Genomic DNA, 21,930 nt, shown 5'->3' with positions numbered 1-21,930 from the left:
GGAGGCAGGCGAGAGCGCCACGTCCGTCCAAATCAGATTCCGGCGCGGGCGCGCCAGAATCGCATCATGATATCAGATGTTGCTTTCGATGAAAGCGGTCAATTGACCTTTGGCCAACGCGCCGACTTTTTGGGCCGCTGCCACGCCATTCTTGAACAGAATCAGGGTGGGGATACCACGGATGCCGAACTTGGCCGGGATGGCCTGGTTGGCATCGACGTCCATCTTGGCGATCAGGATCTTGCCATCGTATTCCTTGGCAACTTCTTCCAGGATCGGACCGATCGCCTTGCACGGACCGCACCACTCGGCCCAGAAGTCGACCAGCACCGGCCGTTCCGATTTGAGGACGTCCGCTTCGAAAGATGCGTCGGTGATGTGTTTGATGTTTTCGCTCATGTTATTTTTCCTCAGTCGAGGTGTGGGTCAAATGATGCCTCGCGGCGTGCCGTCCAGCTTCCGGATTGGTAACGCTTTTATTAGGCGCTATGCAACGCTTATTGTGGCGACGAATCACGCAAATGCAATAAGCGGGGAACAGGAAGGGGGCTTCAGGCGGGATATTGGAAGAAATCATAACCGATTTTTTCATTCAGGGGCGGGGCGCTGCGTAAAACTTGAGTTTTACTCAATGCGACCGCGACACCGCTCAGACAATGTGACCCGTGTACTGATACAACTGCCCCGGGTGCCACATGGTCACCACCGACGCCACCTGGCCGGCCGAGGTGGTGCGCCGTTTGAGCACCAGGCAGCTGGCGCCGGCAGCGATGGTCAGCATCAGCGCCACCTCTTTCGGCGCCGCCAGCGCTTCGATACTGTAACTGGCCCCCTGCAGCGGCGCCACCTGCATCAGGTGCGCATTCGGGGTGATGCGGCTGTAGTCTTGCGCCAGGTAATGGGGCGCGCTGGCCGGATTGACCCAGCGGTCTTCCACCTGGATCGGCTGGCCGTTCTCGAAATGCACGATGATCGAGTGAAACAGCAGGCTGTCGGCAGCCAGTTCGAACTGCTGCGCCAGCGCCGCGCCGGCGCGTTCCTGCTCGAGCAAATGCAGACGGCTGGCGTGGACGTGGCCGCGCGCGCGGATTTCTTCGGCGATGCTGCGGATTTCGACCAGCGTCGCTTGGTATTTTTTGGGGGCCACAAAGGTCCCTGAACCCTGGCGGCGCGTCAGTACCTGCTCGGCCGTCAGTTCGCGCACGGCGCGGTTGACGGTCATGCGCGAGACGCCGAACTGGCGTACCAGCGCCTGTTCGGACGGCACCACATCGCCTTCTTTCCAGCGACCGGCGGCGATCTCGGCGACCAGATAATCCTTGATGCGCTGAAAAATCGGGGTGCTCGCTTGCGCGCTCTGCTGATCCACACTACTCTCCGGGTGACATGCTGGCGCACCGGCACGGTCGCGCCGGGCGCCATCGGCAATTCTAGCATCTGAGTTCGAAAGCAAGACCCGGGATGCGCCCGCCCGCCAGCGGGTGCATGATCGCCCCACTGGCCAGTGCCGCGCTAGATTCGATGGCGCGCCTGGCCGCCGTCAGGAGACACCCATGGACCGCGCCACGATCAACCCCGCCCTCGACAACCCCGCCATGGACGACGCCGCCCGCTGGCACGCGGTGCAGCGCCGCGACCCCGCCTGCGATGGCCGCTTCTGGTATTCGGTCAGCAGCACCGGGGTGTTTTGCCGGCCGTCGTGCGGTGCCCGCGCGGCGCTGCGCCGCCATGTCGCCTTCCACGACAGCGTCGAGGTGGCGCTGGCAGCCGGCTTTCGGCCCTGCCTGCGCTGCCTGCCGGAGCAGCCGCCGCTCAGTGAGCGCCATGCCGCCATCGTCGCTGGCGCCTGCCGCATGATCGATGCTGCCAGCGCCGACAGCGTGCTCGATCTTGACGCCATCGCCCGCGCTGCCGGCCTGAGCCGTTTTTATTTTCACCGCCTCTTCAAGCGCCATACCGGCATCACGCCGAAAGCGTATGTGGCGGCGGCGCGCACGCGCCGCGTGCGCGAAACGCTTGTCGAGGCGGGCAGCGTGCTCGATGCCATCTACGCCGCCGGCTTCTCGTCGAGCGGACGCTTTTATGCCGGCGCTGACGCCGTGCTGGGCATGCGCCCGCGCGCCTTTCGCGCCGGCGGCGCGGGGGCGTCGATCCACTTCGCCATCGGCGCCTGCTCGCTGGGGGCGATCCTGGTGGCGGCAACGGCGATTGGTATCTGCGCCATCCTGCTCGGTGACGATGCCGGGCAGCTGCTGCGCGACTTGCAGGACCGTTTTCCGCACGCCGAGCTGCGCGGTGCCGAGGCCGACTTTGAAGCGACCGTCGCCCGCGTGGTCGGCCTGGTCGAGCAGCCCGCGCTGGGCCTGGATTTGCCGCTCGATGTGCGCGGCACGGCGTTCCAGCAGCGCGTCTGGCAAGCGCTGCGCGCCATTCCAGCCGGCGACACCGTCAGCTACGCGGTGCTGGCCGAGCGGGTCGGCGTGGCCGGTGGCGCGCGCGCGGTGGCCGGCGCCTGCGCCGCCAACCCGGTGGCGGTGGCCATTCCCTGCCACCGCGTGGTGCGCCAGGATGGCAGTTTGTCCGGCTACCGCTGGGGCGTCGAGCGCAAGGCGGCCCTGCTCGAGCGCGAAGCGGGCCAGCGTCGTTCCATGCCGTAACGGCTCGTAACGGCGGTCTCTTGCGCGCGCCGCCGTCGGCGATCATTGCGATCATCGTTCACGGCGCCCCCTGGCCGGGTACACTCTGGCTTTGCGTTCGCGCACCCGCCACCTGGAGATGATTCGATGCGCCCCACTGCCCTGTTTTTTGTTGCCGCTGTTGTTGCCGCCCATGGCGCCGCTGGCCTGGCCCAAGCCGCCACCGTGTTTGACCATGCCAACGGCTACACCCTCAACAGCAAAAATGAACTGGTGCGCTTTACGGCGTTCGCCATCGATGACGCTGGCCGCCTCATCTCGGTCGGCAGCGCCGCCCAGGTGGCGGCCAAAGCGCCGGCGGCGCGCCACATCGACCTGCAGGGCCAGACGGTGCTACCCGGCCTGATCGACGCCCACGGCCATGTCTTTGGCCTGGGCGACATGCTGACCCAGCTCGACCTGTCGAGCACCGTCACCCTGGCCGACGCCCTCAAGGTGACGGCGGTCTATGCGCGTGCCAATCCGGTCGTCGAGGGCAACAGCGCCAGCAGCGCCTGGCTGCGCGGGCGCGGCTGGAACCAGGAAGTGTGGAAACTGGGCCGCTTCCCCACCGCCGCCGAACTCGATTCAGTGGTACCGAACCGCCCCGTCTGGCTCGAGCGGGTCGACGGTCACGCCGGCTGGGCCAACAGCGCCGCCCTCAAACTGGCCGGCATCACCAACAGCACGCCCGATCCGGTCGGCGGCAAGATCGTCCGTGATGCCCAGGGCAATGCCACCGGCATCCTGATCGATGCCGCCCGCGCGCTGGTCGAACGGGTGCTGCCGCCGCAAACCGAGGCGCGCGCCCGCGTCGCCCTCGACCGCGCGCTGGCCGAACTGGCGCGCGTCGGTCTGACCAGCGTGCACGACGCCGGCGTCGACATCGCCAGCGATGCCCTCTACCGCGATTACGCCGACAACGGCAAACTCAGTGCCCGCGTCTACGCCATGATCGGCGGCACCGAGCGTGATTTCGATGTCCTCGCCGCCAAGGGGCCCCTGAAAACCTATGCCAGCGACATGTATATGCTGCGCGCCGTAAAACTGTATTCGGACGGCGCCCTCGGCAGCCGCGGCGCCGCCCTGATCGCCCCCTACAGCGATGAACCGGGCTCGCACGGCCTGTTATTCAAAACCGATGCGCAGATGCGCGCCATGATGGAAAAGGCCATGCGCAAGGGCTACCAGGTCAATGTGCACGCCATCGGCGACGCCGGTAACCGCCAGATCCTCGACGGTTACCAGGAGCTGGTGCCGAAAACTGCCACCGGCGGCCTGCGCCACCGCATCGAACATGCCCAGGTGGTTGCGCCCGCCGATATCGTCCGCTTCCGCCAGATCGGCGTGATCCCGTCGATGCAGCCGACCCACGCCACTTCCGACATGAACATGGCCGAGCAGCGCGTGGGCGCCGAGCGCATCAAGGGCGCCTACGCCTGGCGCACCTTTCTGAAACAGGGCTCGCGCATCGCCTGCGGGTCCGACTTCCCGGTCGAGTCGCCCAATCCCTTCTATGGCATCCATGCCGCCGTCACCCGCCAAAATAGCGCCAATCTGCCGGCCGCCGGCTGGCACAAGGAACAGGCGATGAATTTGCAGGAAGCATTCCGCTGCTTCACCCTCGATGCCGCCTTTGCCGGTCACCAGGAAAACCAGGTGGGCTCGCTGGAAGCGGGCAAATGGGGTGACTTCATCGTCATCGACCGCGACCTGTTTACGATTGCCCCGGCCGACATCCACAAGATCGGCGTGCTGCAAACCTGGGTCGCCGGCAAGCAGGTGTTCCAGAAAAAATAAGGCCCGCTGACCATGGCAGAGATCGATGACGCGCTGTTCGGCCGCATGGCGCTGACGAGCGCCGAACTGGCCGCCACCGCGCCGCTGGCCGGGCCGTTGATGCCCGGTCGCCACCGCCTGGGTTTGTCGGGCGAGCGCGATGCCGTGCTGTTCGTGCCGGGCGGCTTGCCCGCTGACGCGCCGCTGCCGCTGTTGGTGTTTTTTCATGGCGCCGGCGGCTTTCCCGAAAAAGTGCTGCCGTTCATCGAACAACACGCCGAACGCCACCAATTTCTGGTGCTGGCGCCCCATTCGACCTTTATTACCTGGGACATCGTCATCGGCGGCCACGGCCCCGATCTCGAACGGCTGCAAACGGCGCTGCGGCTGGTCGCCAGCCATTACCGGATCGATCTGGCGCAGCTGGCGCTGGCCGGTTTTTCTGATGGCGCCAGTTACGCGCTGTCGGTCGGCGTCACCAATGGCGATGTGGCCAGCCACGTCATCGCTTTCTCTGGCGGTTTTATGAACGTGTTCAGCCAGCACGGCGCGCCCGCCATTTTCATTGCCCACGGCCTGATCGATGAGCAACTGCCCATCGACAGCAGCGCGCGCGCCAATGCCCGCAGTTTGCAGGCGGCCGGCTATGACGTCCGCTATGTTGAATTTAATGGCTTGCACCTGATCGCCGCCCCCATCGTGACGATGGCGGTGGCGTTTTTTCTGGGTCGTTAATCGATGACGCCGGCGGTTTCCAGCCGTCCGACCGCGCGCCTGCTGGTCACCGACCCGGCCGGGCGCGTGCTGCTCTTCCAGTTTATGCACCGCGACGGCGCCCTCGCCGGCCAGCGCTACTGGGCCACCCCCGGCGGCGGCGTCGACCCCGGTGAAACCTGCGAAGCGGCCGCGCGCCGCGAACTGCGCGAAGAAACCGGCATCATCGTCACCAGCGTCGGCGCACCGGTAGCGCGCCGCCAGCAACTGTTCATGGTCGACAGCGGCGCCAGCGTGCGCGACGACGAAGTCTATTTTCATGTGCCAGTGGCGGCGCAAGCCATCAGCCACGCCGGCTGGACCGCTTACGAACGACGCTGCATGACAGCGCACCGCTGGTGGTCGATGCTTGATCTGGCGCAAACGTGCGAAACCATCTGGCCGCAAGATTTGTCGCGCCTTCTTGCCAGTGTGACGACGGCGCAGCAAAACGCTTGACGCGCTTGTATAGACAACCTAGACTTCCTGACACCCTTGCCCAGGAGCTGACATGCCAGATCCCCGCTTCGACCCGCGATTTGACCCCGCCCGTGTCATCAGCGCCCCGCGCGGCAGCACGCTCTCCTGCAAGAGCTGGCAGACCGAAGCGGCTTATCGGATGCTGCAAAACAATCTCGACGCCGCCGTCGCCGAACATCCCCAGCACCTGGTGGTCTATGGCGGCATCGGCCGCGCTGCCCGCGACTGGGCCTGTTTCGACCAGATCCTGGCATCGCTGCGCCTGCTCGAGGGCGATCAAACCCTGTTGATCCAGTCCGGTAAACCGGTCGGCGTGTTCCAGACCCACAGCGAGGCCCCGCGCGTACTGATCGCCAACTCGAACCTGGTGCCGAAGTGGGCCACCTGGGAGCATTTCAACGAGCTCGATCGCAAGGGCCTGTTCATGTATGGCCAGATGACCGCCGGCAGCTGGATTTATATCGGCACCCAGGGCATCGTCCAGGGCACCTACGAAACCTTCGCCGCAGCGGGCCGCCAGCATTTTGGCGGCGTGTGGCGCGGGCGCTGGATTTTGACGGCCGGCCTGGGCGGCATGGGCGGCGCCCAGCCGCTGGCGGCCAGCTTTGCCGGCGCCGTCTCGCTGACCATCGAGTGCCAGCAAAGCAGCATCGATTTTCGTCTGCGCACGGGCTACCTCGACAAGCAGGCGCGCGATCTCGACGACGCTCTGGCGCTGGTCGCCCACCACACGGCGCACGGCGACGCCATTTCCATCGGCCTGCTGGGCAACGCGGCCGAACTGCTGCCGCAGCTGGTCGCGCGCGTGCGCGCGGGCGGTCACGCGCCCGACCTGGTCACCGACCAGACGTCGGCCCACGATTTAATCAACGGCTACCTGCCGGCCGGCTGGAGCATCGCACAGTGGCAGGCGGCGCGCCGCGATCCGGCCCAGCATGCCGGACTAAAAGCGGCGGCAGCGGCGTCGTGCGCCCGCCATGTGCAGGCCATGCTCGACTTTCACGCGATGGGCATCGAGGTGGTCGACTACGGCAACAACATCCGCCAGGTGGCCTTCGACCAGGGCGTGGCCGACGCCTTTGCCTTTCCCGGTTTCGTGCCGGCGTATATCCGCCCGCAGTTTTGCGAAGGGCGCGGACCGTTCCGCTGGGTGGCGCTGTCGGGCGACCCCGCCGACATTGATAAAACCGACGCCAAGATCAAACAGCTGTTTCCCGACCAGACCGAAGTGCACCACTGGCTCGACATGGCAGCCCGGCGCATCGCCTTCCAGGGCCTGCCGGCGCGCATTTGCTGGCTCGGTCTCGGTGAGCGCCACCTGGCCGGCCTGGCCTTTAACGAGATGGTGCGCACGGGCGAACTGCGGGCCCCCATCGTGATCGGCCGCGACCACCTCGACACCGGCTCGGTGGCCAGCCCGAACCGCGAAACCGAGGCGATGATGGATGGCAGCGACGCCGTCTCCGACTGGCCGCTGCTCAATGCCCTGCTCAACACGGCGGGCGGCGCCACCTGGGTGTCGCTGCACCACGGCGGCGGTGTCGGCATGGGTTATTCGCAGCACGCCGGCATGGTCATCGTCGCCGATGGCAGCGCCGGCGCCGCCCGCCGGCTGGCGCGCGTGCTGGTCAACGACAGCGGCTCGGGCGTCATGCGCCACGCCGACGCCGGCTATCCGGCCGCCATCGCCTGCGCCAGGCGCCACCACCTCGATTTACCGATGATCCCATGACCAACTTGACGTTGACAGCCTTGACGTTGGCACCGGGCGCCCTGACGCTGGCCGACCTGCGCGCCGCCTGGCAGGCGCACGCAGCGCTGCAGCTCGATGACAGCGCTTGGCCGGCTGTCGCCGCCGCCGCCGCCGCCGTGCGCGCCATCGTCGCCAAGGGCGATGCCGCCTACGGCATCAACACCGGCTTCGGCATCCTCGCCACAACCCGCATCGCCGACGACCGCCTCGAACAGCTGCAAAGCAATCTGATCCTGTCGCACGCCGTCGGCACTGGCGCGCTGCTGTCCGACGCCGTCGTCCGCCTGATCCTGCTGACCAAGATCGGCAGCCTGGCGCGCGGTTATTCGGGGGTGCGGCCGCTGGTACTCGAAACCCTCATTGCCCTCTACAACGCCGGCATCATGCCAGCCATTCCGGCCAAGGGTTCGGTGGGCGCCTCGGGCGATCTGGCGCCGCTGGCGCACATGACCCTGGCCATGCTGGGAGTCGGCCCGGTGCGCGTCGATGGTGTGCTGATCGACGCTGGCGTGGCGCTGGCGGCCGCCGGCATCGCCCCGCTGACGCTGGCGGCCAAGGAGGGCCTGGCGCTGATCAACGGCACCCAGGTGTCGACCGCGCTGGCGCTGCACGGGTTGTTCATGGCCGAGCGCCTGCTGGAAGCGGCGATGGTCAGCGGCGCGCTGTCCCTCGATGCCGCGCGCGGCAGCGATGCGCCGTTCGATGCGCGCGTGCACGCGGTGCGCGGCCAGCCGGGGCAGATCGCGGCCGCCGCCGTCTACCGCGCGCTGCTGGCCGGCAGCGCCATCCGCGCTTCGCACCTGGTGGGTGACGAGCGCGTGCAAGACCCCTACAGTTTGCGCTGCCAGCCGCAGGTGATGGGCGCGGTGATCGACCTGATCGGCAATGCCGGCCGCACCCTGCTGATCGAAGCGAATGCCGTCACCGACAATCCGCTGATTTTTACGGGCGCCGGCGGCGCCAGCGAGATTATCTCGGGCGGTAATTTTCACGCCGAGCCGGTCGCTTTTGCTGCCGACACGCTGGCGCTGGCGCTCGCCGAAATCGGCGCGCTGGCCGAGCGCCGCATTGCCCTGCTGATCGATGCCAGCCTGTCCGGCCTGCCGCCCTTCCTGGTGCGCGAGCCGGGCGTCAATTCCGGCTTCATGATCGCCCATGTCACCGCTGCCGCGCTGGCGTCGGAAAACAAGTCGCTGGCGCACCCGGCCAGCGTCGACAGCCTGCCCACCTCGGCCAACCAGGAAGACCACGTCAGCATGGCCACCTTTGCGGCGCGCCGTCTTGACGATATGGCGCACAATACGGCTGTCATCATCGGCATCGAACTGCTGGCGGCGGCGCAGGGCATCGACTTTCACCGGCCGCTGACCAGCTCGAGCCACCTCGAGCATGTGCATGCGCAGCTGCGCAATAAAGTGGCGTTTTACGCCGCCGACCGCTTTTTTGCGCCCGACATCGAGGCAGCGCGGCAGTTGGTGTTCGATGGCGCGCTGAGCGCTGCGTGCCAGCCGCTGTTTAGTAGCTTGCAGCGGGCGGCGCTGTAATGCGCCGCGTCATCCGCTGCGCAACCGGGAGTGTCCATGGAGTTCGATTTCGCTGCTGGCAGTTTGCCGATCCTGGTGTCGATGCCGCATGCCGGCAGCGCGCTGCCAGCAACGCTGGCGGCGCGCCTGACCGCCAGCGCCCGGGCCAGCACCGATAGCGACTGGCACCTGCCCCGCCTGTACGATTTTCTCGGTGCGATGGGGGCGTCGACGCTGGCGGCGCGGCAGTCGCGTTATGTCATCGATGTGAACCGCCCGCCCGAAGACACCAATCTGTATCCCGGCATGGATACCACCGGCTTGTGTCCACTCGACAGTTTTGCGCGCGAGCCCCTGTACCTGCCCGGCCTGGCGCCCGATGCTGCCGAAGTGGCGCAGCGCCTGACGCTCTACTGGCAGCCTTATCACCAGCAGCTGCAGGCCGAACTCGATCGCCTGCTGGCGCAACACGGCGCCGTGGTGCTGTGGGAAGCGCATTCGATCGCCTCGCGCGTGCCGCGTTTTTTCGATGGCCGCCTGCCCGACTTCAATATCGGCACCTTCGATGGCGCCGCCTGCGGTGGCGGTCTGGCCGAAGCGCTGCTGGCGCCGGTGCCGCCGGCGTTCAGCACGGCGCTCAATGGCCGCTTCAAGGGGGGCTATATCACCCGCCGCTATGGCCGGCCGCAGCAAGGCGTGCACGCCATCCAGTTAGAAATGTGCCAGTGCCTGTACATGAACGAGCCTGACATGGACCCCTTACTGTTGCAAGGGGCGGACGCCACCCCGCTCGCCTATCGTCCTGACCTGGCGGCAGCGATTCGCCCGCTGCTGCAGGCGATGGTGGGCGCCGCCGTCGACTGGGTGCGGCAGTGAGCGCCGGCACCCTGCTGGCGCGCCACGCGCTGCTGCCCGCTGGCTGGGCCGGCGATGTCCTGATCGGCTGGGATGATGGCGGCGTCATCACCACGGTGGAAGTTGGCCACAGTGGGGCTGCCATGAGCACAGCGCAGTGGGTCATCCCCGGCATGATCAATCTGCACTCGCACGCTTTTCAAAGGGCCATGGCGGGATTGACGGAGACGGCGGCGACGACCGGCGACGACAATTTCTGGAGCTGGCGCGCATTGATGTACCGCTTTGCCGGCCGCATCACCGCGGACCAGCTGCAGGCGGTGGCGGCGCAGCTGTTCATCGATTGCCTGCGCCATGGTTTTACGGCTGTCTGCGAATTTCATTACCTGCATGGCAGCGTCGTTGGCAGCGCCGCCGCGCGGCCGGCCGAAATGGCCGAGCGCGTTGCGCTGGCCGCGCGTGAGTGCGGCATCGGCCTGACCATGCTGCCAGTGCTGTACGCCTGCAGCGGCTTTGGAGGCCAGGCGCTGGGCCCGCACCAGCAGCGCTTTCGCAGCGATGTCGATAGCGTGCTGGCGATGGTCGATGGCCTTTCCTCCTTGCGCGACGGCCAGTTCGAAGTGGGCGCCGCCCCCCATTCGCTGCGCGCCGCCTCGCTTGATCAAATGGCCGCGCTGGCGACGGCGCTGCCGGCCGGACGACCGCTGCACATCCACATCGCCGAGCAGCAGGCCGAAGTGGACGCCTGCCTGGCGTACAGCGGCCGCCGTCCGCTCAGCGCATTATTCGATGCCATCGCCATCGATGAGCGCTGGTGCCTGGTGCACGCCACCCATCTCGATACGGCAGAATGCGCCGCGCTGGCCGCCAGCGGCGCCGTCGCCGGTCTGTGTCCATCGACCGAGGCGAATCTGGGCGACGGCCTGTTTGCGCTGGCGCCCTTCATCGGCGCTGGCGGCCGCTTTGGCATCGGCAGCGACAGCCACGCCGGCCACAGCCCGGTCGAAGAGTTGCGCTGGCTCGAGTATGGCCAGCGCCTGCAGCGGCAGCGCCGCGCGATCGCCGTCGATGGCCGCGAGCGCCGCGTCGGCGACTATCTGTGGCAGGCAGCGCTGCGCGGCGGCGCCCAGGCCAGCGGACGGCCGCTGGGCGCACTGGCGCCGGGTCGACGCGCCGATCTGCTGGTACTTGACGCCAGCCACCCGCATCTGGCCGATGCCGCCGCCAGTGAGGTGATGGGTCTGTTTCTGTTCGCCGGCAATGACAACCTGGTGCGCGACGTGCTGGTGGGCGGGCGCTGGGTCATCGAGGGGGGCCGCCATGCGGCCCAGGACCAGGTAGCCAGCCGTTATCGGGCGGCGCTGGCGCAACTGCGGGAGGATCTATGACGACGCTGATTCCGTTTGCCGCACTGGCATCGGTGCCATGGAAGAATGGCGCCGGCAGCACCATGGAACTGGCGATCGGCCCGCCGGGCGCCACCGTGCACGACTTTGACTGGCGGGTGAGCCTGGCGACGATTTCCCACAGCGGGCCGTTTTCGCAATTTGCCGGGGTTGAACGTACGCTGGCGCTGGTCGAGGGCGGCGCCCTCACGCTCGATGTCGACGGCACCCGCCATGTGCTGCAAGGAGTCGACGACAGCACCATCGCCTTCGATGGCCAGGCCGCCGTCAACGCCACCGTGCACGGCGGCCCTACGCTCGACTTCAACGTCATGACGCGGCGGGCCACCTGCCAGCACAAGTTCGGCCGCCGCCGCATCATGGGCAGCGCCGCCTTCGCGCCCGCTGGCCAGCGCAGCCTGGTGTTCCTCGCCAGCGGCGAAGGTCTCACCGTCAGCAGCGACGATGAACGCATTGGCCTGGTGCGTTTCGATGCCGTGGTGTTTGAACCGGGCACGCTGTGGACCCTGGAAGCGCTCGACGCCACCGTGTTTATTGTCGACCTGTATGCGCGGCCGGAGGCACAACAGGCAGCACAACAAGCAGCACAACAAGCAGCACAACAGGCAGCACAACAGGCAGCACAACAGGCAGCGCGACCGGACGCCGCGGCGTGAGCGCCAGCGTTTTTCTCAATCTGCACCTGGCCAGCATGGCTGACGTGGCTGGCCTGGGCGGCCTGGGTGAACGGCGCGACGGCGCCGTGCGCGTCGACCATGGTCGCATCAGCTGGGTGGGCGCGCGCGCTGATGCGCCGCTGGCCGGCGCCACCGTCATCGATGGCGATGGCGCCTGGCTCACCCCCGGACTGATCGACTGTCATACCCACATCGTCCACGCCGGCAACCGCAGCGACGAATTCGAGGCGCGCCTGCACGGTGCCAGCTATGCCGACATCGCCCATGCTGGCGGCGGCATCATGGCCACCGTCAGGGCCACCCGTGCTGCCAGCGTGGCGCAGCTGCTGGCGTCGAGCGCGCCGCGCGTGCTGCGCCTGCTGGCCGAAGGGGTGACCACGCTGGAAGTCAAATCGGGCTACGGCTTGACGCTTGCCAGCGAGCGCACCATGCTGCTGGCCGCACGTGCGCTGGGGCGCCATCTGCCGGTCGATATCGTCACCACCTTTCTCGGCGCCCATGCGCTGCCCGCCGAATTTAGCGGCCGGGCCGACGCTTACATCGATCACCTGATCAAGGTCATGCTGCCGGCGCTGGCCGCCGAGGGGCTGGTCGACGCCGTCGACGCTTTTTGCGAAACCATCGGTTTTACGGCGGCGCAGACGGCGCGCCTGTTTACAGCGGCGCGCGCCTTGAAGCTGCCGGTCAAGCTGCACGCCGAACAGCTGTCCGACCAGGGCGGCGCCGTTCTCGTGGCGCGCTACCAGGGACTGTCGGCCGATCACCTCGAGCACCTGACGATGGACGGCGTGGCGGCGCTGGCGCAGGCCGGCACGGTGGCGGTGCTGCTGCCGGGCGCCTGGTATTTTTTGCGCGAGCAGCTCGCCCCGCCGATTGCGGCGCTGCGCGCGGCCGGCGTGCCGATGGCGTTGGCCACCGATTGCAATCCAGGCACCTCTCCCTTGACCTCGCTGCTGCTGGCGATGAACATGGCCTGTACCCTGTGGCGCCTGACGCCCGCCGAAGCACTGCGCGGCTGCACCATGCAGGCTGCCCGCGCGCTCGGCCGCCAGGCCGATATCGGCAGCATCGAAGTGGGCAAGCGCGCCGATTTCGCCCTGTGGCGCATCGAGCGGCCGGCCGATCTGTGTTACGCCATGGGCGCCAATCCCTGCACCGGCGTGGTCAATGCGGGCGTGCTGCGCCCGCCGGTGGTAAGCTGGCGCGATTGACAACGGCTGGAGCGCGCGTGCCTACTATATTGATGACGGGGGCGCGCTGGTGCAGCGCGATGGTTCTCATTCTGTTGGCGTTGGCGCCGCTGGCGAGGGCCGACGATGGCGTCCTTAAAATCGGCTCGAAACGGTTTACCGAGTCGTACGTGCTGGGCGAGATCCTCACGCAAACGGCGGCGCCGCATGGTGGCGCCAGCCACCGCCAGGGTCTGGGCAATACCGCCATCGTGCTGGCGGCGCTGCAGGCGGGCAGTATCGATGTCTATCCCGAATACCTGGGCACCATCGATCTGGAAATCCTCAAAAATCCCACACCTACCAGCCTGGCGCAGATGCGCGTGGCGCTGCAAAAAATCGGCCTCGGGGTCGGCGTGCCGCTGGGATTTAATAATACCTACGCGCTGGCCGTGCGCGGCGACAGCGCAGACAGCGCCGACCGTGGCGCCATCAGCCGCCTGTCGCAGCTGGCGTCGCACCCTGAACTCAAGTTCGGCCTGTCGCACGAATTCATCGGCCGCGCCGATGGCTGGACGGGGCTGGCCCAGCGTTACGGCTTGCCGCAAACGCCGCGCGGGCTCGATCACGGCATCGCCTACGCCGCCCAGGCCGGGCGCCAGGTCGACGTTATCGATATCTATTCGACCGACGCCAAGATCGCCCAATATAAACTGCGCGTGCTCGACGACGACCTCCATTATTTTCCCCGCTACGATGCCGTGCTGCTGTACCGGCTCGATGCACCGCAGCGCTTCCCCGCCCAGTGGCAAGCAATTAGCGCGCTGGAAGGGCGCATCGCGGCCGCCGACATGATCGCCATGAACGCCGCTGTCGAAGTGCAGCAGCGCAGCTTTGCGACCGTTGCTGCCGACTGGCTGCGCCACGCGCCCGCCGCCGGCGCGCCCGTACGCAGCACCCTGATGGCGCGCCTGTTCGACGACAAGCTGCTGCAGCTGACCGGCCAGCACCTGTTCCTGGTATTCGCCGCCGTCGGCCTGGCCTGCCTGGCCGGCATTCCGCTGGGGGTGCTGGCGGCGTTCGCGCCGCGCCTGCGCCAGCCGGTGCTGGCCCTGACCGGCGTGCTGCAGACGGTGCCGTCGCTGGCGCTGCTGGCGATGCTCATTGCGCTGCTGGGCATGATCGGCACGGTACCGGCCCTGGTCGCCCTGTTCGTCTATGCGCTGCTGCCCATCGTGCGCAATACCTGTACCGGCATCCTGCAGGTACCGGCTGGCCTGCGCACGGCGGCGCTGGCGCTCGGCTTGACGCCGCGCCAGCGCCTGCTGCATGTCGATTTGCCGTTGGCTTTGCCAGTGATCCTGGCCGGCGTCAAGACGGCCGCCATCCTCAGTGTCGGCACCGCCACCATCGCCGCGTTTATTGGGGCCGGCGGCTTTGGCGAACGCATCACCATTGGCCTGGCCTTAAATGACAACACCATGCTGCTGGCGGGCGCGATTCCTGCTGCCGTGCTGGCGCTGCTGACCCAGGCCGGCTTTGAATTGCTGGAGCGGCGCCTGACGCCGGCGCGCCGGCGCAAGCAGTCTCAAGTTTGAACGCAGTTTGAGCGCAGTCAATCGTCCAGATTTTGCTCGGGGGTAAGATCGCTTTCACGCCAGCAGTACTGCATGGCGCCAGCAATCTCCCCTCCCATCGCATGCATGGGCTTACCCACGGTGCCACCACCGTGGGATTTTTTTGGCCGCAGCGGCAGCTTTAGCGTTCGCCGCTGGCCAGCGCCGTCAAGGCGTCGCCGGCGACGCGGCAAATGCGCCATTCGGGCATGACGTCAGCGCCCACACCCTGATAAAACGCGATGGCCGGCGCGTTCCAGTCCAGCACCGACCACTCAAAGCGCCCGCAACCCCGTTCGGTGGCGATGCGCGCCAGCGCCACCAGCATCTGGCGGCCGAAGCCTTTGCCCCGCTGCGCCTGCTTGACATACAAGTCTTCCAGATACAGGCCTTTTTTCGTCAGGAAGGTGGAAAAATTGTGGAAATACAGGGCGAAGGTGACCACCTCGCCATCGGCTTCGCCAACGATCGCTTCGCACGACGGGCGGGCGCCGAACAGCGCGTCGTCCAGCAGGGCCTCGGTGGCCACCACCAGGTGTTCGAGTTTTTCAAAGACGGCCAACTCGATGATCATGGCGTGGATATGGGCCACATCGGTGGGCTGGGCAGGGCGGATGGTAAAAGCGGTCATGGGGTCTCGGTAACAGGGGGGGACACAGGAGGTGAAAGCGGGGCGAAGGCAACTTTGGCCGGGCTGGGCGCGCGCACCGCCCAGGCCACGCTGGCCAGACACAGCGCCATGCCCAGCCATTCGAGGGGGCCCGGGCGGTAGTGTTCGAGGCGGATCGATAGCAGCACCGAAATGACGGGCGAGGTCACACCCACGTACACGGCTTTGTGGGCGCCGATCCGGTTGATCAGGGTGAAATAGGCGATGAAGGCGATCACCGAGCCGAACATTGACAGGTACAGCAGGCCGATCCAGTAGCGCGGGGCTGATGGCAACACCAGCGGCGTGCCGCTGACGACGATCAGTGCCAGCACCAGCGCGGTACCCCATGCCATCGACCAGGCGGTGGTCAAAAACACATTGCTGGAGGCGGCCCGCACCTTGCTCACCAGCACATTGCCGGCCGAACTGGCGATGGTGGCACTGATCGCCAGCACCAGGCCCAGCAGAAAGTGGCCGCCGCTGCCGATGTCGTGCAGTGCCGTGCCGATCGCATGGGAAAACAGCAGCCCGACGCCGGCCATGGCAACGCTGCCGGCGGCCCACACGCGCCAGCCGATGGCGCTGCCGAACAGCAGGCGCGCGCAGATCGGCGTCCAGAACACCATCAGGGCGAACAGCACCGCCACCAGCGCCGACACCAGGTATTGCTCGGCTGTATAGGTGCAGATATACGACAGGCCGAACGTCAGAAAGCCCTGCGCCATCAGCCAGCGCTGGGTGCGCCACGGCAGCATCAGGCGCTGGCCGCGCAGCAGGCAGTAGCCAAACAGGACGGCAGCAGCCAGCGCGAAGCGGTACACCACCGAGACCATCGGCGCCACTTCGCCCAGTTGCAAGGTGATGGCCCAGAAGGTCGAGCCCCAGATCAGCGAGGCGAGCAGGAATAGGAGGGGAGAGGGCATGCCAGAAGTATATGGGAGTTCATAGTTTCTTGTGGACATCAACAAGAAAACGACAGCCGCAGCCTGATGATGTGAGCTGGCGCAAGGGGACCGCGCTCGCTGGCGGGGCGCTAGCCGCCGCCGCTATCATCGATGGTTCGAAGACGGGGACCTTGATGAGCCGATCGCTGCACCTGAAAGTATGGTTATTGCTGGGCTATGTGGCGCTGTGCACGGCACTGGTGCTGCTCGAGCAGCAGGAGCAGCAAGAGCAGCGACAGCAGCGACAGCAGCGGCAGCGGCAGCAAGCGCCACCAGCTACTGCCGGTGCGGCCTAAGTACTCGCCGGAAATTTATTGTGGATTTGTAGCGAACAGAAACGGCTGCGATGCAAGGCGCTCGCCGCGACGCAATGCGGGCATTGCTAGCGGTGAGCAACGCAGCAGCGCGCCGTTTATAGCAGCTAGAAATCACAATAATTTACTGGCGAGTACTTAGTATGCCAGCCGCAGGCGGCGATACAGAAAGCCCAGCACGAACAGGGGACCGATCAGCAGAAAACGCAGGTCGTCGAAAAACGACGGCTTTTTGCCTTCGATCTGGTGGCCGATGAACTGGCCGATCCAGGCCAGCACAAAGATGCACGCGGAGACCGGCAGCACCGTCAACGGCGGCATCGTCCACAGCAGTCCCAGCATGCCCAGCAGCATCGCCAGCATGCCCAGCGCGAAAGGCGGCGACAGTGCGACGTAATAGGCGAGGGCGGCGCCGCTGAGGGCGATGGCAACGAGCGGATGCAGCCACCATAGCAAGCCCAGCAGAGAAAACACGATCAGCGGTACGCACACCATGTGGATCAGTTCATTGGCCGGGTGCAGATGGCTGGCGCTGTACTGGGCGAGCAGGCGGTCGATCTGGCGTGGGTCGTTCATGGGAGTCTCCGTTGGTGGTTTTTTTATACTAAGTCTACACCTGTCGCTGGGCTAAAATGGCGCATGTCTTTAGTCAATTTGCCTGATTTGCCATCGCCCGCAGCGGCGCGCAAGCGCAGCTTCGCTCCCGTCGTCGACGCCGCTGTGCGCGTGCTGGTGCTGGGCAGTTTGCCGGGCGACGCTTCGCTGGCCCGGGGCCAGTATTACGGCCATCCGCAAAACCGCTTCTGGCACTTGATGGGCGCCGTGGTGGGCGTCGACCTGCCGCCGCTCGACTATGCGGCGCGGCTGGCCGCCCTGCTCGCCGCCCATGTCGGACTGTGGGATGTGATCGCCGAAGCGCGCCGCGCCGGCAGCCTCGATGGCAATATCCGCGACCGGGCCAACAATGACCTGGTCAGTCTGCTGGCGACACTGCCGCACTTGCACACCATCGCCTTCAATGGCGGCACGGCCGCGCGCATTGGTATGAAGGCCTTGCAGCAGCAGGCGGGCCGCTACCGTATCGTCAGCCTGCCGTCGAGCAGTCCTGCCTACACGCTGGCCTACAGCGAAAAATTAGCGGCCTGGCTGGCCTTGCGCGACGAAGCGCTGGGCACGTCTGCTGGCCGCGACAGCTAAGCCAGCCGCGTCAGCACGCGCACGGTCGACTCGATGTCATCGCTAAATCCCATGCGCTGATAGAGGGCGTGAGCGGCGGCGTTGGTGCGCATCACGTGCAAAAACGGCCGTTCGTCGCGCGCCATCTGCTGGTCGATCAAGCGGCCCATCAACTGGCGCGCCAGGCCGCGGCCGCGCGCTTCGGGATGGCTGCAGACACCGCTGATTTCGGTGTAGCCGGGCACCCGCATGCGCTGGCCAGCCATGGCGATCAGGCGGCCGTTATCCAGATACCCATAATAATCGCCCAGCTCGAGGGTGCGCGGGCCGAACGGGCCAGGGCGGCACAGTTCTGCCAGGGCGACGGCGGCGTCGCCTTCGCTGGCGCCGAGCGCGATGGCGTCCGGCGCGCAGCCCGCGCGGCCAGGGCCGCCCTCCCACACCATGCGCAGCATGCTGGTCTGGGCATCGATGCGCCAGCCGTCCGGGCAGGCGCCGTCCCAGCCCTCGCAATAAAACACTTCACCGGCGGCGCAGAACGGCGCCAGCGCGGCGAAGTCGGGCCGCGTGGTATCGGCAAAGGCGATGATGGGTGAAAAACCGCGCGCATAGCGGCGCGCACCACCGGCGCCGCTGGCGTGGATGGCGTGCGGACCGGTCAGGGTATTCCAGAAAATGGCGTCGAGCGCCGGGTGCGAAGTCGATGCGGTCATGGGACAGTCAGGGGCGCGGGCGCCGCATGGAAAACGCCATTGTAGGACGGCGCCGGCGACACGTCCTCCCGCTTCTTGCTTTTACTGGCCCAGTGCGTCCGACAACTGATCAATCAGATCGGTCACTTCATCTTCGGCCAGGCCGAGGTAGGCGCAGGCGCGGGCGCCGCCTTTGCGCCATTCGACCGAGTCGGGCGTGCCCTGGTACGCCTGCAGCGCGCGTTCGGCCAGCAGCGACAGCGCTACCAGCGAGCGCACGGTGTCGTCGCTGGCATGGTCGTCGATCACCTGGTAATCGTGGTGGTGCAAAATCGCCCACGCGACTTCGCTCGACAGTCCCCAGTTACGCGCCAGCAGGCAGCCGATGGCGGCGTGGTTGGTGCTGTGGCGCTCGTCCTCGATGTCGGTAAAGCGGCGCTCTGGTTCGCCGGCGGCCAGTACGCAGGTGCTGTCATAATCGGCAAAGCGGGCCAGCAGCAGGGCCACGCCGGTATCGCAGAACAGACCAAAGGTGTGGGCGACGTCGGCGGCGCCGATGCGCAGGCGTTTTGACAGGAACACCATGGCTTGCGCACGGCGCGTCGACAGTTCCCAGAACTGCGCCAGCGAGGCGCCGCTGGTGGCGATCGCCTGGCGCGCCAGCAGCCCCGCCATCAATGCCGCCACCTGGGTCATGCCCAGAAAGGCAATCGCCTGGTCGATCGACTTGGCTTGCCGGGTGCCGCCGTAAAACGACGAGTTGGCCAGCTTGAGCAGGGCGCCCGCCATGCCGACGTCGGCGGCGATGATGCGGGCGATGGCGGCCGGTGCCGGCTCGTCACGCGCCAGTTCACACTGCAGGTCCGCCAGCAGGCTGGGACGCGGCGGAATACGGATCGATTTCATCAGCGCGTCGACCGGGTCGGCCGCATCGACGAGGGCGGCGACAGCAGGGTTGTGCATATTCATGGAAACGGGCGAGTTAATGCTTTTGAGAAATATCGCCAACTATAGACCAATCATCGACGCCCCGTATCGCCCATCTGTGCATTTTCGTCAAATCAAATCGAAATGTGGTGTTTAAGCCAATGCAATGTTGCAATCAATGACACACTCGCCGCGATTGATTTTGCCGCCCCGGGGGGGCGCGCTGGCCGGCGTGCTGCTGCGCTGTCGACGCTGCCGGCGCGCACGTCGTCGACAGCGCAGCCTGGCGACGATGCCGTCTGCCACAGTGTGAAGCAGCCTGGCGCTGGCCAGATGGTGTCAGCCGGCGCGCCGCACCGGCAGGGACCGGGCGGCGGCGCGCATCGCGCTGTCGGCAGCGCGCCGCTCGGGCAGCGCTGGCAGCGCCGCGAAAGCGTCGACGCTGGCGCTCTCAGCGGCCGCGGCCGCTGCTGCATCGAGCGCCCTGTCATCAAACTTGAACACCGCCACCGCCTGTGCCAGATTGATGGTCTGTTCATGGAGGCTGGCCGCCGCTGCCGCCGCCTGTTCGACCAGCGCGGCGTTTTGCTGGGTCATGTCATCCATCTGGCCGACCGCCAGGTTCACTTCGGCGATCCCCTCGGCCTGCTCGGCGCTGGCGCTGCTGATGCGGCGGATGATGTCGTTGACCTGTTCGACCGAAGCGACGATCGCTCCCATGCTGCTGCCCGCTTCATTGACGGCGGCGCTACCGCCTTCGATGATGGCCACCGAGTCGGCGATCAGGGTCTTGATCTCCTTCGCCGCTGCTGCCGAACGCTGCGCCAGCGTGCGCACTTCCGACGCCACCACCGCAAAACCGCGCCCCTGTTCGCCCGCGCGTGCCGCTTCGACGGCAGCGTTGAGGGCGAGGATATTGGTCTGGAACGAGATGCTATCGATGACGCCGATGATCTCGACGATCTTGCGCGAACTGGCCTTGATCGAGGCCATCGAGCCGACGGCGCGGCCGACCGCATCACCACCGCTGGCGGCCAGCACGGCGGCGCTGGCGGCCAGCGCGCTCGCTTGCCTGGCGTTGCTGGCATTGTCCTTGACGGCCACGGTCAGTGTTTGCATGGCGCTGGCGGTTTCCTCTAGCGAACTGGCCTGCAGCTCGGTGCGCGACGACAAGTCCAGATTGCCGGTGGCGATTTCCTGCGATGCCGTGTCGATCGAGCGGACCGACAGCATGATCGAGCGCAGGCTGGAGGTCAGCCGTTCGATGGTGTGGTCGAGCGCGCGCGAGGTGGCCGCGATCTCGTCGCGGCCGCTGTTGGCCTGTCCCTTCGCCAGGCGCCCCTCGGCCAGCTCGGCCACCACCTCGGCGATCGCGCGGATGTCATGCAGCATGGCGCGCCGCACCAGCATGGTCGCCACCAGCGACAGCGCCACCGACAGCAGCACCAGCGCCGCCATCGTCACCACCTGGGTGTTGTACTCGGCCCTGGCGGCGGCGAATGCCGCTTCACTCAAGTGCCGTTCGAGCCGCGCCAGCTGGTCGAGCTGCACGTGCAGCACGCTGAACTGCTTTTCCGCTTTGCTCATCGATGCCGTCGCCGTCGACTGGTCCACCTGCGCCAGCTCGATGGTTTGCTGGACGCTGGCGCGGTAGGCCGCCAGCGCCTCGGCGCTGGTTTTGAGCAGGGTGCGCTCGCTGGCGTCGGCCACCGCCGCCAGCGCCGCCAGGCGGGCAGCGATGTCGGTGTGGCGGCGGCCGATATCGGTGGTCAGTCCGTCCACGCGCGCCTTGGCGAAGCTGCCATTGATCCACGCCAGCAGCTGGTAGATATTGGCGTGGGCATGCTTGGCATCGCCGGCGATATCGGCGGTCGCCTTCAGACGCGCCGCCCGCACCTGCACCAGGTTTTCCATCGATGCGTTCTGGCGCACCATGCCGTGCCAGGCGCTGCCGGCGGTGGTGACCAGCAAAATCAGCACCAGCCCCGGCGCCAACAGCAGTTTTGGACCAATCCGCAGTTTGCTCAGCATGCCGCCTCCCGAAAAATAAGCCAAACGGTATGTACCGTTATTTTTTGTAGATCCCCGCTTCCAGGGTGACGTCGCCGACCAGCTGGATATAGGTGGTCTTGGCCTCGACCTTGCCGCTGGCCGGATTTTTGAACTTGTAGTCGACCCAGCCCTTGCCCTTTTTCTTGGCCAGCTCGAGGATCTCGCGGCGGAACGGCTTGCCATCGGCATCGGGGACATCAACCAGGTCTTTGCCGATCATGGCCGGATTGACCGGATTGGCCAGGATCACGCCTTTGGCATCGCGCATGGTCAGGTACAGGGGACCCTGCAAAAACTCGGGATCCTTCGCATTGATGCGCTTGATCATGTCGTCCTTGCCCGAGGTTTTCATGAAGGCGGCGCCTTTTTCCACCATGGCGATGGCTTCTTTTTCGCCAGGCTCGGCGCCGAAGGCGGGCGCGCCGACGGCGGCACTGGCCAGGACAAGCGAGAGGACGAGGGTGTGAATGGGTTTCATGTTTCCTCC

At 66.5% G+C, this 21,930-nt stretch carries 22 protein-coding genes; 13 read left to right on the top strand and 9 right to left on the bottom strand.

Features of this window, described 5'->3' with window-relative positions:
- Nucleotides 1-72: 72 nt before the first annotated feature.
- On the bottom strand, nt 73-399 hold the full coding sequence (gene trxA, locus ACP7BZ_RS16815; RefSeq protein ID WP_426115183.1) for a thioredoxin TrxA: 327 nt from the start codon (nt 397-399) through the stop codon (nt 73-75).
- A gap of 250 nt (nt 400-649) precedes the next feature.
- Nucleotides 650-1,369, bottom strand: a complete 720-nt coding sequence (gene hutC / locus ACP7BZ_RS16810) for a histidine utilization repressor (RefSeq protein WP_426115181.1) — start codon at nt 1,367-1,369, stop codon at nt 650-652.
- Nucleotides 1,370-1,553: 184 nt separating this feature from the next.
- Between hutC and ada the strand changes: the two genes are divergently transcribed.
- From ada to ACP7BZ_RS16755, 11 genes are all read left to right on the top strand, one after another.
- Complete coding sequence (gene ada, locus ACP7BZ_RS16805) at nt 1,554-2,657, top strand: bifunctional DNA-binding transcriptional regulator/O6-methylguanine-DNA methyltransferase Ada (RefSeq protein WP_426115179.1); 1,104 nt, start codon at nt 1,554-1,556, stop codon at nt 2,655-2,657.
- Nucleotides 2,658-2,783: 126 nt separating this feature from the next.
- Entirely contained in the window at nt 2,784-4,475 is a 1,692-nt protein-coding gene (locus ACP7BZ_RS16800; RefSeq protein ID WP_426115177.1) for an amidohydrolase, read from the top strand.
- A gap of 12 nt (nt 4,476-4,487) precedes the next feature.
- The gene (locus ACP7BZ_RS16795) at nt 4,488-5,189 is read left to right on the top strand and encodes an alpha/beta hydrolase (RefSeq protein WP_426115175.1); all 702 of its coding nucleotides are present in this window, start codon (nt 4,488-4,490) and stop codon (nt 5,187-5,189) included.
- A 3-nt stretch (nt 5,190-5,192) separates the two neighbouring features.
- A complete protein-coding gene (locus ACP7BZ_RS16790; protein ID WP_426115173.1) occupies nt 5,193-5,666 on the top strand; it encodes an NUDIX hydrolase in 474 nt (157 codons plus the stop codon).
- Nucleotides 5,667-5,718: 52 nt separating this feature from the next.
- Nucleotides 5,719-7,419 (top strand): urocanate hydratase, encoded by a 1,701-nt coding sequence (hutU, locus tag ACP7BZ_RS16785; protein ID WP_426115171.1) that lies wholly within the window; start codon nt 5,719-5,721, stop codon nt 7,417-7,419.
- On the top strand, nt 7,416-8,984 hold the full coding sequence (gene hutH, locus ACP7BZ_RS16780; protein ID WP_426115169.1) for a histidine ammonia-lyase: 1,569 nt from the start codon (nt 7,416-7,418) through the stop codon (nt 8,982-8,984). Before hutU ends, hutH begins: the two co-directional genes overlap by 4 nt.
- A gap of 36 nt (nt 8,985-9,020) precedes the next feature.
- Nucleotides 9,021-9,839, top strand: a complete 819-nt coding sequence (gene hutG, locus ACP7BZ_RS16775; RefSeq protein WP_426115167.1) for an N-formylglutamate deformylase — start codon at nt 9,021-9,023, stop codon at nt 9,837-9,839.
- Nucleotides 9,836-11,206 (top strand): formimidoylglutamate deiminase, encoded by a 1,371-nt coding sequence (locus ACP7BZ_RS16770; RefSeq protein WP_426115165.1) that lies wholly within the window; start codon nt 9,836-9,838, stop codon nt 11,204-11,206. The genes hutG and ACP7BZ_RS16770 overlap by 4 nt, the downstream gene beginning before the upstream one ends.
- Nucleotides 11,203-11,880, top strand: coding sequence for a HutD/Ves family protein (locus ACP7BZ_RS16765; RefSeq protein ID WP_426115163.1), 678 nt, complete (start codon nt 11,203-11,205; stop codon nt 11,878-11,880). The genes ACP7BZ_RS16770 and ACP7BZ_RS16765 overlap by 4 nt, the downstream gene beginning before the upstream one ends.
- Nucleotides 11,881-11,915: 35 nt before the next feature.
- Nucleotides 11,916-13,112, top strand: coding sequence for an imidazolonepropionase (gene hutI / locus ACP7BZ_RS16760; protein WP_426115301.1), 1,197 nt, complete (start codon nt 11,916-11,918; stop codon nt 13,110-13,112).
- A gap of 59 nt (nt 13,113-13,171) precedes the next feature.
- On the top strand, nt 13,172-14,668 hold the full coding sequence (locus ACP7BZ_RS16755; RefSeq protein ID WP_426115299.1) for a glycine betaine ABC transporter substrate-binding protein: 1,497 nt from the start codon (nt 13,172-13,174) through the stop codon (nt 14,666-14,668).
- 160 nt (nt 14,669-14,828) lie between these two features.
- Here ACP7BZ_RS16755 and ACP7BZ_RS16750 read toward each other — a convergent pair whose 3' ends face one another.
- A complete protein-coding gene (locus ACP7BZ_RS16750; protein WP_426115161.1) occupies nt 14,829-15,317 on the bottom strand; it encodes a GNAT family N-acetyltransferase in 489 nt (162 codons plus the stop codon).
- The gene (locus ACP7BZ_RS16745; RefSeq protein WP_426115159.1) at nt 15,314-16,261 is read right to left on the bottom strand and encodes a DMT family transporter; all 948 of its coding nucleotides are present in this window, start codon (nt 16,259-16,261) and stop codon (nt 15,314-15,316) included. The genes ACP7BZ_RS16750 and ACP7BZ_RS16745 overlap by 4 nt, the downstream gene beginning before the upstream one ends.
- A gap of 155 nt (nt 16,262-16,416) precedes the next feature.
- Here ACP7BZ_RS16745 and ACP7BZ_RS16740 point away from each other — a divergent pair, with 155 nt between their 5' ends.
- The gene (locus ACP7BZ_RS16740; RefSeq protein ID WP_426115158.1) at nt 16,417-16,578 is read left to right on the top strand and encodes a hypothetical protein; all 162 of its coding nucleotides are present in this window, start codon (nt 16,417-16,419) and stop codon (nt 16,576-16,578) included.
- Between the two features lie 156 nt (nt 16,579-16,734).
- Here ACP7BZ_RS16740 and ACP7BZ_RS16735 read toward each other — a convergent pair whose 3' ends face one another.
- Nucleotides 16,735-17,172: a DUF962 domain-containing protein gene (locus ACP7BZ_RS16735; RefSeq protein WP_426115156.1), complete on the bottom strand. Its 438-nt coding sequence runs from the start codon at nt 17,170-17,172 to the stop codon at nt 16,735-16,737.
- Nucleotides 17,173-17,235: 63 nt separating this feature from the next.
- Here ACP7BZ_RS16735 and ACP7BZ_RS16730 point away from each other — a divergent pair, with 63 nt between their 5' ends.
- Nucleotides 17,236-17,793, top strand: a complete 558-nt coding sequence (locus tag ACP7BZ_RS16730; protein ID WP_426115154.1) for a DNA-deoxyinosine glycosylase — start codon at nt 17,236-17,238, stop codon at nt 17,791-17,793.
- On the opposite strand, the gene ACP7BZ_RS16725 is transcribed toward ACP7BZ_RS16730, so the two are convergent.
- The 4 genes from ACP7BZ_RS16725 to ACP7BZ_RS16710 all read right to left on the bottom strand — a co-directional run bounded on the left by ACP7BZ_RS16725 (nt 17,790) and on the right by ACP7BZ_RS16710 (nt 21,921).
- Nucleotides 17,790-18,485: a GNAT family N-acetyltransferase gene (locus tag ACP7BZ_RS16725; RefSeq protein WP_426115152.1), complete on the bottom strand. Its 696-nt coding sequence runs from the start codon at nt 18,483-18,485 to the stop codon at nt 17,790-17,792. The two genes, ACP7BZ_RS16730 and ACP7BZ_RS16725, sit on opposite strands and share 4 nt — an antisense overlap.
- A gap of 81 nt (nt 18,486-18,566) precedes the next feature.
- The gene (locus tag ACP7BZ_RS16720) at nt 18,567-19,427 is read right to left on the bottom strand and encodes an HDOD domain-containing protein (RefSeq protein ID WP_426115298.1); all 861 of its coding nucleotides are present in this window, start codon (nt 19,425-19,427) and stop codon (nt 18,567-18,569) included.
- A gap of 303 nt (nt 19,428-19,730) precedes the next feature.
- Complete coding sequence (locus tag ACP7BZ_RS16715) at nt 19,731-21,422, bottom strand: methyl-accepting chemotaxis protein (protein ID WP_426115150.1); 1,692 nt, start codon at nt 21,420-21,422, stop codon at nt 19,731-19,733.
- A 37-nt stretch (nt 21,423-21,459) separates the two neighbouring features.
- Entirely contained in the window at nt 21,460-21,921 is a 462-nt protein-coding gene (locus tag ACP7BZ_RS16710; protein ID WP_426115148.1) for a cache domain-containing protein, read from the bottom strand.
- Between the last annotated feature and the right edge of the window lie 9 nt (nt 21,922-21,930).

The sequence above is a fragment of the Massilia sp. PWRC2 genome (assembly GCF_049896725.1).
Lineage (GTDB): Bacteria > Pseudomonadota > Gammaproteobacteria > Burkholderiales > Burkholderiaceae_D > JAFCUW01.
This window is presented reverse-complemented; position numbering and strand designations above follow the sequence as displayed.

Coding starts and splice junctions, on each gene's coding strand:
- ACP7BZ_RS16720 (WP_426115298.1), bottom strand. CDS start 19,427: ATGCACAACCCTGCTGTCGCCGCCCTCGTCGATGCGGCCGACCCGGTC.
- ACP7BZ_RS16750 (WP_426115161.1), bottom strand. CDS start 15,317: ATGACCGCTTTTACCATCCGCCCTGCCCAGCCCACCGATGTGGCCCAT.
- ACP7BZ_RS16800 (WP_426115177.1), top strand. CDS start 2,784: ATGCGCCCCACTGCCCTGTTTTTTGTTGCCGCTGTTGTTGCCGCCCAT.
- hutI (WP_426115301.1), top strand. CDS start 11,916: ATGGCTGACGTGGCTGGCCTGGGCGGCCTGGGTGAACGGCGCGACGGC.
- ACP7BZ_RS16730 (WP_426115154.1), top strand. CDS start 17,236: ATGTCTTTAGTCAATTTGCCTGATTTGCCATCGCCCGCAGCGGCGCGC.
- ACP7BZ_RS16710 (WP_426115148.1), bottom strand. CDS start 21,921: ATGAAACCCATTCACACCCTCGTCCTCTCGCTTGTCCTGGCCAGTGCC.
- ACP7BZ_RS16740 (WP_426115158.1), top strand. CDS start 16,417: ATGAGCCGATCGCTGCACCTGAAAGTATGGTTATTGCTGGGCTATGTG.
- ACP7BZ_RS16735 (WP_426115156.1), bottom strand. CDS start 17,172: ATGAACGACCCACGCCAGATCGACCGCCTGCTCGCCCAGTACAGCGCC.
- hutG (WP_426115167.1), top strand. CDS start 9,021: ATGGAGTTCGATTTCGCTGCTGGCAGTTTGCCGATCCTGGTGTCGATG.
- ACP7BZ_RS16765 (WP_426115163.1), top strand. CDS start 11,203: ATGACGACGCTGATTCCGTTTGCCGCACTGGCATCGGTGCCATGGAAG.
- ACP7BZ_RS16725 (WP_426115152.1), bottom strand. CDS start 18,485: ATGACCGCATCGACTTCGCACCCGGCGCTCGACGCCATTTTCTGGAAT.
- hutH (WP_426115169.1), top strand. CDS start 7,416: ATGACCAACTTGACGTTGACAGCCTTGACGTTGGCACCGGGCGCCCTG.
- ACP7BZ_RS16790 (WP_426115173.1), top strand. CDS start 5,193: ATGACGCCGGCGGTTTCCAGCCGTCCGACCGCGCGCCTGCTGGTCACC.
- ada (WP_426115179.1), top strand. CDS start 1,554: ATGGACCGCGCCACGATCAACCCCGCCCTCGACAACCCCGCCATGGAC.
- hutU (WP_426115171.1), top strand. CDS start 5,719: ATGCCAGATCCCCGCTTCGACCCGCGATTTGACCCCGCCCGTGTCATC.
- ACP7BZ_RS16745 (WP_426115159.1), bottom strand. CDS start 16,261: ATGCCCTCTCCCCTCCTATTCCTGCTCGCCTCGCTGATCTGGGGCTCG.
- ACP7BZ_RS16755 (WP_426115299.1), top strand. CDS start 13,172: ATGGTTCTCATTCTGTTGGCGTTGGCGCCGCTGGCGAGGGCCGACGAT.
- trxA (WP_426115183.1), bottom strand. CDS start 399: ATGAGCGAAAACATCAAACACATCACCGACGCATCTTTCGAAGCGGAC.
- ACP7BZ_RS16795 (WP_426115175.1), top strand. CDS start 4,488: ATGGCAGAGATCGATGACGCGCTGTTCGGCCGCATGGCGCTGACGAGC.
- ACP7BZ_RS16715 (WP_426115150.1), bottom strand. CDS start 21,422: ATGCTGAGCAAACTGCGGATTGGTCCAAAACTGCTGTTGGCGCCGGGG.